Here is a 14811-nt window from a genome sequence, read left to right on the forward strand (position 1 = left end):
GGCGGGACTCCGTCCCGCCTGCCGGACCACTCCGTGGTCCGGCGATCCGGCTGACGCCGGATCGGTTCCGTACTGGTCTGCTCCGCAGCCCGGTACGGAATCTGACGCACGCTCCGCGCGCGTCAGGGGCTGTCCGTATGGGAGGGGTGGGGTGTCGGGAGGGGCGGCTCCTTGTTCCTGTTTGACGGGGAATCTGGAGTCGGAAGAAGAGTGCGTCATTGTATTTCTGGGCTAGAATTTGGGCTACAGCACTACCAGGGCGTACCGGCGACGTCAGAGTTTCAGCAGCTTGCGGCAGAGTGTGAAGTAGCGCTGTGATATGTGTCGCCGCCTGGATTCCGGATTGAGTGTGGAGGAACTCCGAAATGGTCAGGATGGAGTTGAGGCCCCATCAAGTGGAGGCGGTGGATGGGGTTGTGCGTCATCTGCAGAATCCCCCTGGCGGAAACATCTCTCCTGAAGGACTACGTGCGCAGGTAATCGCCGCGACCGGATCCGGAAAGACTCTGATCGCCGTAGAGTCGGCGCGGCGGTTGTCCGCGCGGCGTGTGCTGGTGCTGGTGCCGACACTCGATCTGCTGACGCAGATGGCTGCTGCCTGGCGTCAGGGCGGCCGACGCGGTGCGATGGTCGGAGTGTGCTCGCTGCGTGCCGAAGACAGCGACGGGATTCCCTGCACCACCGACCCCGGCGAACTCACCGACTGGGTGCGGGGCTTGGAGAACGTAACGGTGTTCGCGACGTATGCGGCCGTCGGGCTGGGCATCCTGCAGCGTGCCCACGAGGCCGGCCTGGGTGTGTGGGACCTGATGGTCGTCGACGAGGCGCACCGCACCAGTGGGGATGCGGGGCGGCCGTGGGCAGCCGTGCACGACCAGGCGCGGGTGCCGGCGGTGCGCAGGCTGTACATGACCGCGACCGCCCGGGTGTGGGAAGCCGACGGTCACGTGGAGCCGCGGCTGGTGGCCAGCATGGACGAGGACAGCCCCGTGTTCGGGCCGGTGGCGTACAAGCTGAAGCTGTCCGAGGCCATCCAGCGCGGACTGGTGGCGCCGTACCAGGTTGTCTGTCTCGATATTCGTGACCCGGAGCTGTACACGGCCACGGCGGTGGGCTCGGCCGCCTCGGACTCTGTACGCGGGGCGCGGCTGGCCGCGCTGCAGACGGGACTGCTGACCGCGGCGGCGGAGGAGCGGCTGCGGCGTGTGCTGACGTTCCACAGCCGCGTCGCCGAGGCTGAGGCGATGGCTGCGGGCGTGCCCGGGGTCGCGGCACGGCTGCACGCCGAGGACCCGGAGGTGTTTCCGCCGGCGGAGCAGGTGTGGGCGCAGTGGCTGTACGGGGAGCACCCGGCCGGACGCAGACGCCAGGTGCTCGACGAGTTCGCCTCCGACTTCATCACCGACAGCTCCGACGGCCTTTCAGATGTTCCTGCCGCGTTGCGGGTTCTCAGTTCGGTGAAAGTTCTCGGCGAGGGTGTCGATACCGCTGAATGTGATGCTGTGACATTTTGTGATGCGCGTGGCTCGATGGTCGACATCGTGCAGATGGTGGGGCGGGCGCTCCGTATCCGGCCGGGGCACGGGAAGATCGCCACTCTGGTCGTTCCGGTTTTCCTCGCACCGGGCGAGGAACCTGGCGAAATGCTCACTTCAAACGCTTACAGCACCCTCACGAAGGTCCTCGGAGCCCTGCGGGCACACGACACCGACACCATCGAGGCCCTCGCCGACCCCCGCCCCCGCACCGGACGCCGATACAGACACCCTGAGGACAGCGAGGCCGGCGAGAACGAGGAGCAGGGGCAGGAAGACGAGCTGTCCGTGGGCGAGGGAGGAGGCGTTGCGGCGAGTGCTGGCGCGGCGGGGCTTTTGCGGTTCAGTGAGGAACGTGACCCTGTGGTGATCGCGCAGTTCGTGCGGTTGCGGGTCATCGACCCGGAGAACACCTACTGGCGGCGCGGGATCCAGGCCGCCACCCGGTGGCTGCGTGAGACCGGCAGCGAGCAGCTGCGCGTGCCCTATGGCTACAAGACTCCCCACGGCTGGGCCGGTGTCGCAGGGTTCCCGCTCGGGGTGTGGCTGGCGGATCTGCGCCGCTACTACAACGCCGAGACCCTTGAGGCCGCGCGGGTGAAGCAGCTCGAGGCACTGGGGATGGTGTGGTCCCACCATGATGTGGCGTGGGAGGAAGGGCTTGCCGTCGCGCGGTCCTACGCGGCCGTGCACGGGCACCTGCTCCCGCCCACCAACGCCGTCTGGGACGGTTACCCCATCGGGGTATGGATCAAGAACCAGCGGGCGGCGGCGAAGAAGGCCCGGCAGAACGCGGAGCGGCGTGCCGCGGGCGAAGCCGTGTCCTGTGCCGGAGAGCTTCCCGACAGCCGGATCACGGCCCTGGAAGACCTCGATGCGTCCTGGTGCCCCATCGGGTGGGACACCGGCTGGCAGCGCGCTTTTCGCCTCGTCCGCGCCCACTTGGAGGCGGGAAGCCCCCTCCCCTGCTCTGCGGGCGAGGTCATCGTCCAGGGAGAAGACCTCGGCGCGTGGGTGAAAGCCCAGCGGCTGGGGTGGGACAAGCTCCTGCCCGCCCAGCAGTGGCTCCTCCAAGCCACCCTCGGGCTGGAACCGGCCGAACCGCAGGAACAGCCCCAGCGGCGGAGTCTGGGTGACCGGTGGGCCGCCAACCTCGCCGCCGCACGCCGATTTCACGCCCGTGAGGGGCACCTCGTCGTACCCCGCAAACATGTCGAACGCCTGGAAGACGGGGTGGAGGTCAAACTCGGCGGCTGGCTCGACAACACACGCCGACGAGCCAACACACTCACCCCACAACGACGCGCAGACCTCGACGCCCTCGACATGAGGTGGTGAGGGTCGGACGGAGCGGTGGACGCGAGGCGCATCGTGAGCCGAGGCGCGATGGTTGTCACATGGGTGTTGTTGTCACCTTCGGGGTTCGGCGCCAAAAGGTCGTTCTCTCAGTTCTTGACGGCGTCCGCGATCTGCTGGGCGGCCTGGGCGGGTGTGAGGTGCGTGGTGTCGACGACTTCGGCCTCGGCGTGCAGCCATGTGCGGGCCGCCTCGGCGTAGGGCTCAAGGTATCGGAGACGGAACGGGGAGTTGGGGCCGAGGACGGTGTCACCTGCGATGCGCCCTCGGAGGGTGTCCTGGTCGGCATGGAGGACGAAGTGCCGCAGGGGAACGGCGTGCTGGGCGAGGCCGGAGCTGATCTCGCGCCAGTACTGTTCGACCAGGACCGTCATGGGAATCACCAGGGTGCCGCCGGTGTAGTCGAGGACGTGTCGGGCGGTCTCGACCACGAGGGGCCGCCACGGCGGCCAGTGCTGGAAGTTGTCCGTCGCGGGTAGCCCCGGTGTGATGTCCATGAGTGTCTCGCCGACCTTCTCGGCGTCGAACACCCGTGAATCCGGGATCAGCTGCACGAGCGCGCTGGTCGTCGTCTTGCCTGCGCCGTGGGTGCCGTTGAGCCATACGATCATGCACCTGACGCTAGCGTCGTGCGGGCCGCAAGGGGCAGCTTCTGGTGGCAGCAGGGCCGCTGGATGAGGCTGTGTGGCCAGTCGGATGCCTCGCCTGTGACAACCAGGATGCTTCGACCGACCCCTTCTGGCAGCTCCCCCGATTTCTGCTGATGACAGCTACCGAGTCTCGGCTCGGCGGAGCTTGAGGTTGGTGGTCTGTGAGACCTCCCGCAGTACGATCCATCTCTGCTCGGGAGCAACCTGAATCGCCCTTTTCCGATCGCTGCGTCATGTTTTCCGGCGCCGACGTGCTCTCCACAGGACGCTCGTGAATTCCTCGAGACGCTGCTGCGGAGTGCGTGGCAAGCCAAGATCAAGGTTCAGGCCCAGCGCTCCGAGGATCTCTTCCGGACGGTCGGGGTTCTCGAGGAACATGCGTACCAGTTCGCAGGCAAGCTGGTGGTACCCGTCCTGGGTGATGTCGCCGGGGTCGATACGTACAAGGCTGCCATCGCCCTGGGCCGACACCGTCCACTGGGGCACGCAGACCAGTCTCAGCCCGAGCGAGTCCTGCATGTCGTAGCTGGCGTAAGTGAAAAAGCCCTCCCCTACGACCCTTTCCAGCATGGTGCACAACCCCCAGATCAGCAGGTGTCCGAAGTCCACGTCCATCGGGGCGAGGGTATGGATGTTCGCCGGCCGCCGAATGGACAGCCTTCGCTTCGATGTTCTCAGCAGTTGTGCTGTGACCACCTCCAGTTGCTGGCGGATCAGCGGGATCTGCTCGATGTACCGTGCCTGGTTGTGCTGTACCCGAAACAGCCGCTCCACGGAGCACTCCTGGACCGACCCGGAGAGGCTCTCGAGCAAGGCCGGGTCGGGGTAGTCCAGCAAGGCGACTCGGCTTGCTGAGAGCACACCGGCGGGGCCGATCACGGCGCGCGCGATCGTACAAGGCCGCCCGACCTGGTCTGCCGTGGGCATGCGGTGGATGACTGCGGCTTCGCCGGAGTCGAGTATGTACCGGACAACGCTCGGTGTTCCGCTGCGCCCGTCATCGCCTCGCATCAGCGGCGCCAAGCGCTCCCGCAGATCCTGCGCCCGGCCTTCGTCCACGGAATACGCCACCGGCTGGAATCCCCAACTGCTCCGCGATGTACGCATCCAACGGAACAGCACTGTGTCCAACCGCGCGGGGCGACCGGCCGGTACGTACGGCACGGCAGACTCCTCGTGGACCTCGGCGCTCGGGACTTCCGGCCGGACCTCACCCCACTCCTGCAACTCTCTCCAGGCGTCTCTCAGGAGGTCCCTCGGGGCGAAATCAGAGCCGACGCCAGGAGTACGCTCGTCCTTCTCGCCGACGCCAGCCGATGCGCGCTCGCCCTCACCAGCAGCATCAGCAGGGGCTGGGGCCTCAAAGACGACACCGGATACACCTCCGGCCCGACTGTCGACGAGCGGGGTGAAGTCGTAACGAGAAGCACCGGGATCCTGTTTGTAAGGCGCAGCGTCGCGGTGCTCCTGCTCAGGAGCAGCAGCATCAGCAGGTTCTGTCCGCCCACTGTCACCGGCTGCCGGCTTGGCCGTCTCATCCGCGGCAAGAGCCCGGACCGTCTCGACCCGCTCGTGGGCGTCGTCCACGTGCCTGGCGGCGTCGGCGCGCGCTGTCTGGGTTTCCTCCCGGGCCCCGGCCATCGATCCGGCGGCCTCGTCCGAGGCCGCACTGATGATCGACTCGGCTTCCCTGCGCGCGTCGGCGATGATGCGGGTGGCGTCCTCGCGGGCCTCGGCGGATGCTTCGATGCGGGCTCGTTCAGCCTGTTCGTGGGCTTCGGCCAGGATCCTGGCGGCCTCGTCCGTGAGTGTCTGTGCCTTCTGGCGGGCGTCGGCGATGATCCGGGCCGCTTCCTCGGCAGCCGCAGCGCGGACCGCCTCCGCATCCTCTGCGGCACGGGCGGATGCTTCCAGGGCCGCGGCCCGCGCATAGGCTTCGGCTTCGGCCGCCTGCTGCGCGGCATCGTTCCTCTGCCGGGCACGATCGGCCTCGCCCTTCAGACGCATCAGGCCCTGCCAGCGCCTGTCCCACGCCGGCCACACCTGGTTGTACTCACCGACCGTCGGCCGTGCCTGGACGAGTTGAAGGATCAGCGCGGACAGGAAGTCGTGGGTGGGTGTCTTCTTCCCGCTCAGCACCTGCGACAGAGTGCCGGGATGCAGACGGAACCGGTCGTTGCTCTTCGCGGCAGCACTGCGGTTCGCGGCTTGGACGAGCACGCTCTGCTTCGGCTTTCCGCACTGGATGTGCAGATCCCGCAGCGCTGCGGCGAACGCCTCACGGGTGGTGTCGAACCGTGCGATCGGGTCGTCTTCTCCGGCGGCCGCCGGGAACTCCTGCGGCACTGATCCCCCCGGACACTCGCACGCCGATCACCGAAGTCTAACGACAGTCCGCGAAGGAATCCGAAGAAATCACCGCATCACAAAACTTTCCTCTCCTTCGCCGGTCATCCCGCCCTGACCTGCGCATTCACCGCTCGACGAGTTCGCTGCGCATTCCTGGAAACCAGCCCGCCGGGGGCACTGAGATGGAGGGAACAGCACCCCGCACTCGGGCCGAACCAGGCGCGCAGCAGGCGGGGTGGAACGAGAAGGAAGAGCATCCATGAGCAAGCACAAGACCACCACGCCCGCAGCGTCCGACGCCTCTGCCTGGCAGCTCCACCTCGGTCGGCAGGGACTGCGCGTCCACGCCGGACGCCACCTCCACCTCGCCCTCTCTCTGCCCCTGCTCACTTGGACCGCCAGCATCAGCGGCCTCATCGGCACTGCCGGCCACTGGACCCAGCTTCTGCCCTAGGGCGCTCAGCTCGGCACACCCTCCGCAGAGAGGTGGTCTCGGTAGTACTGGGAGTACGGTCGGGTCCACGCTCTCGCACCATTCAGCCGACGGGGACGGCGCGCCGAAATGGTTTGTCCACGAGGTCGGACGTCGACGATGATCACCTCATGACGACCAGAAAGGGCCATGCCGTCTAGGCGCCCCGCTCCCCTCTCCGCCGCTCGTGCGCCGCCGGCCGTCGCTCACCTCAGCGCCCGATGGCCGTGACCGTCCACCCAGGAGAGCCCGCCCGTGCACAAGACCGCCCTCGTCCCCCACGCCCACCTCCCCCGAGCGCACCATGACTGCCATGTCCTGGCCAGTACCGTCGACGTCTCCGGTGCCGCCCACTGGCTCCTTGCCGAGCGCGCTCCGCAGCCCGGCGGTGATGTCCTGCCCTTCGACGCCCTGGTCGTCTCCGTCCATCCGGGCGGCACCGTCGAACTCACCGAGCTGAGCGCCGTGCGGGCCCGCTGGCCGCACCTGGACCGCCTGCCCGACGGCGGGTTCGTCGTCGCCGCGTCTCGCACCCGCCGCTACGAGGACGCCGACCAGGTCCAGGTCTTCGACACGCTCGGCCGCGAGACCTCGTCCTTCTCCGTCGGGGACGCCATCGAGCACCTGCTCGTGGACGGGGCCGGTCACGTCTGGGTCGGGCATTTCGACGAGAACCCGGCCGGAATCCGCCGCTGGAGCGCCACGGGCCGGCTCGTCTGGACGTCGGACGGCGCCCCCATCCCCGGTCTGTTCGACTGCTACGCCCTGAACGTGTCGGGCACCGCCGCATGGGCGTGCCCGTACACGGACTTCCCGCTCGTCGAGCTGCGCCCCGACCGGCCCGTGAGGGTGTGGGCGAACCGCGTACGGGGCGCCCGTGCGGTGGCCGTCCACGGTGAGCGGGTCGCCTTCTACGGCGGCTACGGCGAGGAACGGGACCGACTCGCTCACGCAGAGCTGACCGAGACATCCGTCGAGCCGACGGACGTCGGCGTGCTCACCTTGCACGACGGCCCTCTTCCCGGCCGACGACGCGTGGTCGGCCGGGGAAGCAGGATCTACGTCCAGGCCGAACCGTTCACCACGTGGGAAGTGTTCGACCTCAGCAGCTGACACCCAGCTGGAAAGAACCTCTCGACCCGGTCGTCGGCCATCCGGCGGACGGTCCCGTGGAGGGGCGCCTGACGGCGTCGTCCGTACGTACGGTGCCGGGCAGGCCGGTGCTGCACCGTACGAGGGGGCGTGCGGCCGGGTTCCGGGGGGTGCGGATGCGTGAGAGGTCTCGTGTCCGGGGATCGGGCGCCTGATCCTGGCTCTTCGGGACGGCTACTCGCCGGTGTCCTCACAGTCGTCCTCTCTCCCGCCTACCGTGTGGGCGACGACCAAGGAGTTGCCTGGAGGGGCAATCGATCACGAGCGTGGGGGAGCGATGGGAGATGAAGGGCAACAGGGGGACCGAGAGCCGGCGCAGCCGGCAGGCAAGGGCCGGACGCCGCAGCTGGAGATCTGGTGCACGCACATGCGGGCGCTGGTGAAACAAGCCTTCGACACGCAGAAGAAGGCTGCCGCGGCGTGCGGGGGCAAGAGCGAGACGTGGCTGTCGCGGGGGCTGAACGCCGTGGACGGCAACGGCAGCACCCGCATGCCCAGCCGCGAGTTCGTCGACGTCGTCCTGGCAGCGTGCAAGGTCAGCGACGAGGTGCGTGAGCGGACCGGGAAGCTGTACATGGAGGCGCTGGCCACGATCGATGCGGCCCGGCACGCCGACTACGTGGCCGCCGACCGGGCCGCAGCCACAGAGATCCGCTGCCGAGAAGCACTCCGGGCGCTGGAGGACCTTCGCGTGCACATGGCGCAGCAGGCGAAGCAGCACGCGCACGAGGTGGCCCGTCTGAAAAGCAAACTGGAACGGTGCGAGCGGGAACGCGCCGCGGGCCTGGCCGCAGCGCAGGAGCGGGAGCAGGAATGGGCTGCGGATCTGGCCGCAGCGCAGACCAGGATCAGTGAGCGGACCCGGCAGCTCGCCGCCGAGCGCCACGGACGCCGGGTGGATCAGGCGACGATCGAGGCCCTGCGCGGGGAGCTGGTCGACGCGCATTCCACGATCGAGGCGCTGCGCGGTGCGCTCGACGAGGCGTACTCGGTGGTGGCTGCGTTGCGGGAGGAGCCGTGCCGGCATGAGCGGGAGGAGGCGGTGCTGGCCGAGGCGATCGCGGTCACCGAGCAGGCCCTGGCGGCGGAGAAGGCGCGTGCCGAGGTCGTCGGGACGCCTGCCCCCGGGAAGAAGACGGCCCGCCGGGAGTCGACCTCCGGGCCCCTCGCCCTGGGCAGTGCGGGTTTCGTCGTCATGGTTGCGGGTGCTCTGGTCGGGCTGGCCACTGTCATGCACCCCGAGGCGGCTGCTGAACTGGACTGGGCTGTGGTCGATGCGCTCAGGGGCAGCGCAGGGGCGGGCTGGGCCGCGCTGGCGGCCGCTGTCCTCGGCTTCTCGGCCTTGCTGGGCGCGATACTGGCCTTGGACAACCGCGGGTTCTTCCCGCCGGCCCATTCGGACATCTACTCGGAGCAGGGCTTCGCGACCTGGGTGTGACCCTGGGTCACATGGCGCTGTCCCGGCCGGGCCGGGACAGCGCCTCTTCTCTTTGCAGGTTGCCCGCCGCCGCAACGCCCGCCGTCTCATGCGGTGGGGAACATTGCGGGCCTTGCCTGTTCTCGCCCCTCTTCCGGCAACCCGGCACCGGCCCGGAGCGTTGAGAGCAGCCGCCACAAACCGCTCCGGCCGGCCGGAGCGGTCCCAGTGCGGCCTCCGCGCCCCGGCTGCACGTGGCCCCGCCACGTGCCCGACATCGAAGAGGAACCACCCATGCCTGCGCTCTACGCGGTCGTCATCACTCTCGCCGTCCTGGTCGGCGCTCTCCTCGTCGGCGGTGTCTTCTACGCCGTGCACCGCCGCCCCGCCCTCAACGGCCCCGTCACCGCCGCCGTCGCCACCGTCTCCGCCCTGGCCGCCGTCCTGGCCCTCGCTCTGGCAGCGGCACGCTGACCCGAAGGGCGGCAGCGGAGCCCGCGCGAGGCCCCGCCGAGCGCGAGCCAAGAAAGGCCAGCCCCGATCCCCCCGGCGCGCTCCCCATGTCCCACCCGCCTTCTTCTCCGGGTGAGGTGGTCGTGGGGTGCTCCGAGGGGGATGTCCGACCCCGGCCACGCCCGAATCACCGTGGGACCTGCGGCGTCAGGGGAACGGCCCGGAGGCTCGTCCAGGAGATGCGTCAGGAGATGCGTCAGGAGATGGTTCAGGGGATACCGCAGGAGACGTTGTCTCCGGGCGAGCCCGGCCGCGGAGGCCGATCGACCACTCTCTTCACCTGGTGGACGCGTGAGCTCACCAGTACGCCTTGCCCGTGCGGTCCGACCTGGCGCAACCCCGGACTCGGCATGGCGGAGACCGGGATGTCGACGGAGGTGCGGCCACAGCCCCGACGTGCGGAGCCTGGCCAGACGGCAACAGGATCAAGCTGCTCAAGCGTCCGCACTGCTCTTGAACGAGCCGCTCATCCCGCGGAACAGTTGGAGACACCCGACGAAGCCGGTCGTCATTCTTTCCGCTCTCCGGCTTTGAACGGGCCGGTCGCGGGGGCCACGCACTTGTCGACGACGGTCTGTTCGCCGGCCGCCGAGCCGTCCAGGCAGAGCCGTCCGCCCTTCTCGCGCAGGTCGAGGAAGAACCGCGTGGCCGTCCCCGACCGCCGCAGGCCGTGGATGCGCTCGTCGACGTAGCCGAGGTCGTGCAGGACCGTCCTGACCTTCGCGGGGGTGGGGTCCGCCAGATCCCACAGCGCCCGGGCGATGCGCTCCTCGTGGAGGCTGCCCGCGCACCAGTCGCGGGCGTTCAGCTCCACCTCCGGCCCCGCGGTGGGCACGACCGGCTCGATCGCGTCGTCCGGCGGCGTCTGCCCGGCCGGCAGCGTCCGTGCCGGACCGGCCGGCGGCGCCTCGGGCGGCGCGATCGAAGGACACGACCGCGCGACCTCGCCCAGCATCTCCGTGAAGGCCGCGCCGGACCGGGCCCCGACGGTTGCAGCGGGCGTGCTCTGCGGTCCGCCGGCGCTCAGCTTCTCGGCACCTGTCGTCCCGGCACCGCAGGCGGTGAGCGTCAGCGCGGCGAGAGCCGTCATCGCGAGCACGGGCCGCAGGCGGCGCGGGCAGCAGGTGATCGTGTCGGTCGGGGCCGGGGTTCGTCTCATGCGCCAAGTCTGCGATCAAGCCACCGCCTCCACCTGAGTACAACTACTCAAGTGAGCACGGGTACTCGCTCAGCTTCGATGAGACGTGAGCAGACGTCAGCGAGACGAGACAAGCGGGCAGCACGGCCTGCAGCCAGGCGCCTCAGCCTGGTAGGGGTTCGGTTCCGGATCGGGCCCTGGCGGGACGACCGGCAACCCGGCGGCCACCAGTTCGTCCCGCACCCGGGCTGCCGTGCGCTCGCGCTCGGCCAGGACCTCGGCACTCGCCTTCTCCAGCATCCCGGCACCCTGGCCGAGGGCTGTCCGCACCGGTCACCTCCGGGGTCTGTGATGTCCTGCCGACGGGGCGGCCAGTGGTCCGCCAGAGGTTCGGCCGAGCCGGATTCGGCCCGGAGGGAGTCGAGAACCGCGTCAGCGCCCTCCACGCAACCCGCAGCCTGTCCGTGGCCGGCTTCCTGCGAGAAGTGCCGGCCGTGAGGCTCAGTCGACGGTGGGGCTGCGGTGTTCGACGAGGACGACGTCGCGCCATGTGCCGTGGTGGCGGCCGATGCGCTCGCGGGTGCCGATGATGCGGAACCCTGCCTTCTGGTGCAGGGAGAGGCCGGCGGTGTTCTCCGGGAAGATGCCGGACTGCACCGTCCAGATCCCGGCGGCGTCGGTGGAGGCGAGCAGGGCGGTCAGCAGGGCCAGGCCCACGCCGCGGCCGCGGGCGTCGGGGTGGACGTAGACGGAGTGCTCGACGACGCCGGCGTACGCGCACCGGTCGGAGACCGGGACCACGGCGGCCCAGCCCAGGACCCGGCCGTCGGCGTCGAGGGCGGCCAGGCGGTGGTCGGGCAGCTTGGCGGCGTCGAACGCTTCCCAGGTCGGGGCGGTGGTCTCGAAGGTGGCGTCGCCCTCGTCGATGCCCCGCTGGTAGATCTCCAGGACCTGCGCGGTGTGCTCGGGCCGCATCGGTGTGATCCGCATGCCGGGCACGGGGGAGCTCACGCCGCCGCCTCGATGCCGAGTTCGGCGAGCAGGCCGCGGACACGGCGCTCGATCTCGTCGCGGATCGGCCGAGCGGACCTGCACACGGCCTGCGCCGAGGTGGGTGAGGAAGGCGGCGCCCATCTGGGAGCGTCCGGCGTTGTGGACGCAGACGAACAGCACGGAGGGTTCGGCGGAGGTGCTCATCGGGTCGGGACGCCTTCTTCGGTGGGACGGGGAGGGGTGACGGGCTGCTGCCCGCCGTGGGGAACGGCGGTGTCGTCCTCGTTCACGGCGGCCGGGCGGCCGAAGCAGACGGCGGCCAGGGCCAGGCCGGTGGCGGCGCCCACGAGTTGGGCGGCGAGGAACGGCGGGAGGGAGGCGGGGGCGATACCGGCGAAGGTGTCGGTGAACGTCCGGCCGATCGTGACGGCCGGGTTGGCGAAGGAGGTGGAGGAGGTGAACCAGTACGCCGCCCCGATGCAGGAGGCGACCAGCAGCGGCGCCAGGTGCGGGCGGCCGGTGCGGGCGAGGCCGAAGACCAGCCAGACCAGGCCGCCGACCCCGCCCAGACCCCCGCCGAGGCGAAGACCGCCGCCGGATGCGCCTGCGGCAGCTGACCGGCCTCCGAGAACAGCCGTACAGCACCCCGACCAGACCCGACCACGCATGGTCCGGCTCGCCGGCGGGGCGGCGGGTGCGCCCGTCCCGCGCGGCGGTGCGGGCGGTGATCGCGGCCGGCCGGGATGGGCGCTCCTTCAGACGCGGCGGCCCGCGAAGTGCTGGAGGGGACGGGCCGGCGTCCCGGACCGGTCAAGTCTCTGATCTGCGCCGGGCCGCCCACGGAGATGAACGAGTCCGACCGCGTCGAGTGGATTCCGCTGTCCGAGGTGCGCGGCATGATCGACCGCCGGGAGATCGTGAGCAGCGGGTCACTCGTGGGGCTGCTGTATGTGCTGGTCGACGGGACAACGGCCTTTGGGCCCTGCCCGGCGGCGGCATGGAGATGACCGACTCGCTACCGGGGACCGCCGTCCGCGAAGTGAAGGAAGAAACGGGCCTGGACGTAGAGATCATCGGGCTCGTGGGAACATACACCGACCCTCGCCACGTCATCGCCTATACGGACGGTGAGGTGCGAAGACAGTTCAACGTCTGCTTCACCGCGCGCATGGCCGGCGGGAAACTCGCGGTCTCCCGCGAATCCACGGAGCTGCGATTCGTTCCGGCAGATGAGCCGGCCGAGCTGCCCATGCACCACACAGCGGCTACGACTTCGGCACCTCCTGGAGAACCGCAAGCGGCCGTACCTCGGCTGACCAGGCGAGATGAGGCCGATTCGTACCGCGGCACCGATGCCTCTCTGCTTGCGGGACAGGTCCCGCTGCGCCTTCTTCACCGGCCGGGAACGGCAGAGGGCCACGGCGTCTGAGCCGGTCGGAGCCGTGGGCTTCCTCAGTCGCGCTTATCGGTCGGTGGGTCTTCGGGTCGGGTTCCGGTCCCTGCGCTCATGATCCGTGTGTTCAGCCGGGTCCTGTCCAGTCGAAGGGGAAGTACTTGCTCGACTTTCCCGAGCGTTCCCAGGAGAAGCCGAACGCGTCGGCGTGGTCGGCGGTGGCCCGTCCCCAGGTGGCGACCTGGCCCGGTCCGACCTCGGCGCCCGGGGCGTTGTGGACCTGGACGCGGGTGCCTTGCGGTGTCGTCGGGCCGGTGAGCGCCTCGGCGGTGGCCGTGACCCGGCCGGGAATCTCGGCTCGCCAGGTGGCGAGGTCCTCGTCGACCTCCACATGGATCGGCGCGATGTCCATGCCGCGCATCTCGGGCTGGAGCATCTCCCCGAACTGTGCCGGCCAGCCGCCCGCCTCACCGCCGAAGACCGCCCCGAGCGCGGCGCGCTGCCGGTCGTCGGCGCGTTCGTCGAGGAAGACCGCGGCGTAGGCGTCGGTGTGCTCGCCGGCCCAGACATTGCCCACGAAGGCACCCAGCATCAGGACGTTGAGACCGTCGAGCCGTACGTCGCCGTAGTTGCCCTCACGGATGTGCCAGACCAGCACGCCTTCGCAGTCGCCGTAGGTCGGGAGCTGCGCGAACGTGCAGGGGCACGGTATGGCGCATTTGCACACGTCGAACCAGTCGCCGGCCAGATGCCAGCGGGTTGTGGTGGTGCTCTGTTCCGTCATCTCGCTTCCCTCCCGTCGAGCCCGAGGGAGCTTCTTCGGAGTGGCGAGACCGCGTGTCCCGAGCCCGCGCGCGGATCGCGAGGCGGCCTCTTCCTTCCAGCTTGCCGCAGGTGCTCACATGCCGTCCATCGAGGGCGCTGTTTCCTGGAGTCCCGGCAGCAGCCAGTTCTGGAACGGGGCCAGCACGGCGAGGACGAGGAAGACGACGCCCACCGTCCGGGCGAGCAGCGGCCCTCGTGACCACAGCTTCTCCACGAAGATCACTGTCGCCAGCCCGGCCATCGCCGCCACGTTCATCACGCCGAGGGGGACGAGGACGACCATCAGTCCGGCGCAGCAGCCGACGCAGTAGCCGCCGTGGTGGATGCCCACCCGTAGATCGCGGGCCGGCTGGTGGAACCCGGCGTAGCGCACCAGCTGGCTCATGGGGTCGCGGCAGTGCCGCAGACAGACGTTCTTGAGGGGGCCCAGCTGGTAGAGGCCCGCCAGCAGGAAGGCCGCCGCGCCGATCCAGCGTCCCGCCGTGGGGTGGTCGTCCACCAGGTTGCCGGTGAGGTGGAGAGCCGCGTAGGCGAGCAGCCCGAAGGCTGTCCACACCAGCAGGTACCCGGCCACGAACTCCAGGGTGCGTCCTGCCCGGCTCCATCCGGACGATCGCCGCCCGATCCCCCGTACCCAGGTGAGGGCCACCGGCGCCATGGACGGCAGCATCATGGCCGCCATCATCGTGACCCAGAGCAGCAGGAACAGCGGGAGCGCCAACCCCATCGTGCCGGGCTCGACCCCCATGTCCCGGGCCTGTCCGACGGTCAGGACCCAGGCGGGTACGGCGATCAGGACGACCAGTGACCAGGCGACCGCGAGTTCCCGCGCCGGCAGCAGTCCCCCGCCCGCTTGGGTGGGGGCGGGCTGCCGGACGGAGCCGGGGGTGGAATTCCGGAGGTGCCGCATCGGTGCGCTCCCCTGCGTACATCTCCAGGACAGCACGCCCCTCGCCGCACCGCCACAGGTCGCCGGGCCCGGTCACCGCACCACCCGGCGGGCGGTGCCGATGGCGGC

General features: G+C 69.8%; 13 protein-coding genes and 2 pseudogenes. 7 read left to right on the forward strand and 8 right to left on the reverse strand.

The genetic code is table 11. The annotated features are described in order from the left end of the window. Window positions 1-365: 365 nt before the first annotated feature. Complete coding sequence (locus ACIQGV_RS35940) at window positions 366-2873, forward strand: Helicase associated domain protein (protein ID WP_402502739.1); 2508 nt, start codon at window positions 366-368, stop codon at window positions 2871-2873. A gap of 107 nt (window positions 2874-2980) precedes the next feature. On the opposite strand, the gene ACIQGV_RS35945 is transcribed toward ACIQGV_RS35940, so the two are convergent. Both ACIQGV_RS35945 and ACIQGV_RS35950 read right to left on the reverse strand, forming a co-directional pair. Next, a complete protein-coding gene (locus ACIQGV_RS35945) occupies window positions 2981-3502 on the reverse strand; it encodes an ATP-binding protein (protein ID WP_402502742.1) in 522 nt (173 codons plus the stop codon). A 270-nt stretch (window positions 3503-3772) separates the two neighbouring features. Next, a complete protein-coding gene (locus ACIQGV_RS35950) occupies window positions 3773-5887 on the reverse strand; it encodes a hypothetical protein (RefSeq protein WP_402502744.1) in 2115 nt (704 codons plus the stop codon). A gap of 262 nt (window positions 5888-6149) precedes the next feature. Between ACIQGV_RS35950 and ACIQGV_RS35955 the strand changes: the two genes are divergently transcribed. The 4 genes from ACIQGV_RS35955 (at window position 6150) to ACIQGV_RS35970 (ending at window position 9405) form a co-directional block, all read left to right on the forward strand. Beyond that, complete coding sequence (locus ACIQGV_RS35955; protein WP_402502746.1) at window positions 6150-6344, forward strand: hypothetical protein; 195 nt, start codon at window positions 6150-6152, stop codon at window positions 6342-6344. Window positions 6345-6617: 273 nt separating this feature from the next. Next, window positions 6618-7475 carry a hypothetical protein gene (locus ACIQGV_RS35960; protein ID WP_402502748.1) on the forward strand — a complete coding sequence of 286 codons (858 nt, stop codon included), beginning with the start codon at window positions 6618-6620 and terminating at the stop codon, window positions 7473-7475. A 316-nt stretch (window positions 7476-7791) separates the two neighbouring features. Continuing rightward, window positions 7792-8952, forward strand: a complete 1161-nt coding sequence (locus ACIQGV_RS35965) for a hypothetical protein (protein WP_402502750.1) — start codon at window positions 7792-7794, stop codon at window positions 8950-8952. A 273-nt stretch (window positions 8953-9225) separates the two neighbouring features. Beyond that, on the forward strand, window positions 9226-9405 hold the full coding sequence (locus ACIQGV_RS35970; RefSeq protein ID WP_402502752.1) for a hypothetical protein: 180 nt from the start codon (window positions 9226-9228) through the stop codon (window positions 9403-9405). A gap of 547 nt (window positions 9406-9952) precedes the next feature. Here ACIQGV_RS35970 and ACIQGV_RS35975 read toward each other — a convergent pair. From ACIQGV_RS35975 to ACIQGV_RS35990, 4 genes and pseudogenes are all read right to left on the reverse strand, one after another. Continuing rightward, a complete protein-coding gene (locus ACIQGV_RS35975) occupies window positions 9953-10603 on the reverse strand; it encodes a hypothetical protein (protein WP_402502753.1) in 651 nt (216 codons plus the stop codon). 480 nt (window positions 10604-11083) lie between these two features. After that, complete coding sequence (locus ACIQGV_RS35980; protein ID WP_402502901.1) at window positions 11084-11572, reverse strand: GNAT family N-acetyltransferase; 489 nt, start codon at window positions 11570-11572, stop codon at window positions 11084-11086. A gap of 83 nt (window positions 11573-11655) precedes the next feature. After that, window positions 11656-11779, reverse strand: a pseudogene (locus tag ACIQGV_RS35985) (phosphotyrosine protein phosphatase); the annotation flags it as partial. Further along, window positions 11776-12243 (reverse strand): hypothetical protein, encoded by a 468-nt coding sequence (locus tag ACIQGV_RS35990; RefSeq protein WP_402502755.1) that lies wholly within the window; start codon window positions 12241-12243, stop codon window positions 11776-11778. The gene ACIQGV_RS35990 and the pseudogene ACIQGV_RS35985, both read right to left, overlap by 4 nt. 177 nt (window positions 12244-12420) lie before the next feature. On the opposite strand from ACIQGV_RS35990, the gene ACIQGV_RS35995 reads away from it, so the two are divergent. Next, window positions 12421-12582, forward strand: a complete 162-nt coding sequence (locus ACIQGV_RS35995; RefSeq protein WP_402502908.1) for a hypothetical protein — start codon at window positions 12421-12423, stop codon at window positions 12580-12582. Next, window positions 12531-12891: pseudogene (locus ACIQGV_RS36000) on the forward strand (NUDIX domain-containing protein); the annotation flags it as partial. The gene ACIQGV_RS35995 and the pseudogene ACIQGV_RS36000, both read left to right, overlap by 52 nt. A gap of 204 nt (window positions 12892-13095) precedes the next feature. Here the strand turns inward: ACIQGV_RS36000 and ACIQGV_RS36005 are convergent. Together ACIQGV_RS36005 and ACIQGV_RS36010 are read right to left on the reverse strand one after the other, a co-directional pair. Continuing rightward, window positions 13096-13752, reverse strand: a complete 657-nt coding sequence (locus tag ACIQGV_RS36005) for a DUF1326 domain-containing protein (protein WP_402502758.1) — start codon at window positions 13750-13752, stop codon at window positions 13096-13098. A gap of 114 nt (window positions 13753-13866) precedes the next feature. Then, window positions 13867-14703 (reverse strand): DUF2182 domain-containing protein, encoded by an 837-nt coding sequence (locus ACIQGV_RS36010; protein ID WP_402502761.1) that lies wholly within the window; start codon window positions 14701-14703, stop codon window positions 13867-13869. Window positions 14704-14811: the final 108 nt, after the last annotated feature.

The organism is Streptomyces sp. NPDC093094, assembly GCF_044754345.1.
Classification (GTDB): Bacteria; Actinomycetota; Actinomycetes; order Streptomycetales; family Streptomycetaceae; genus Streptomyces.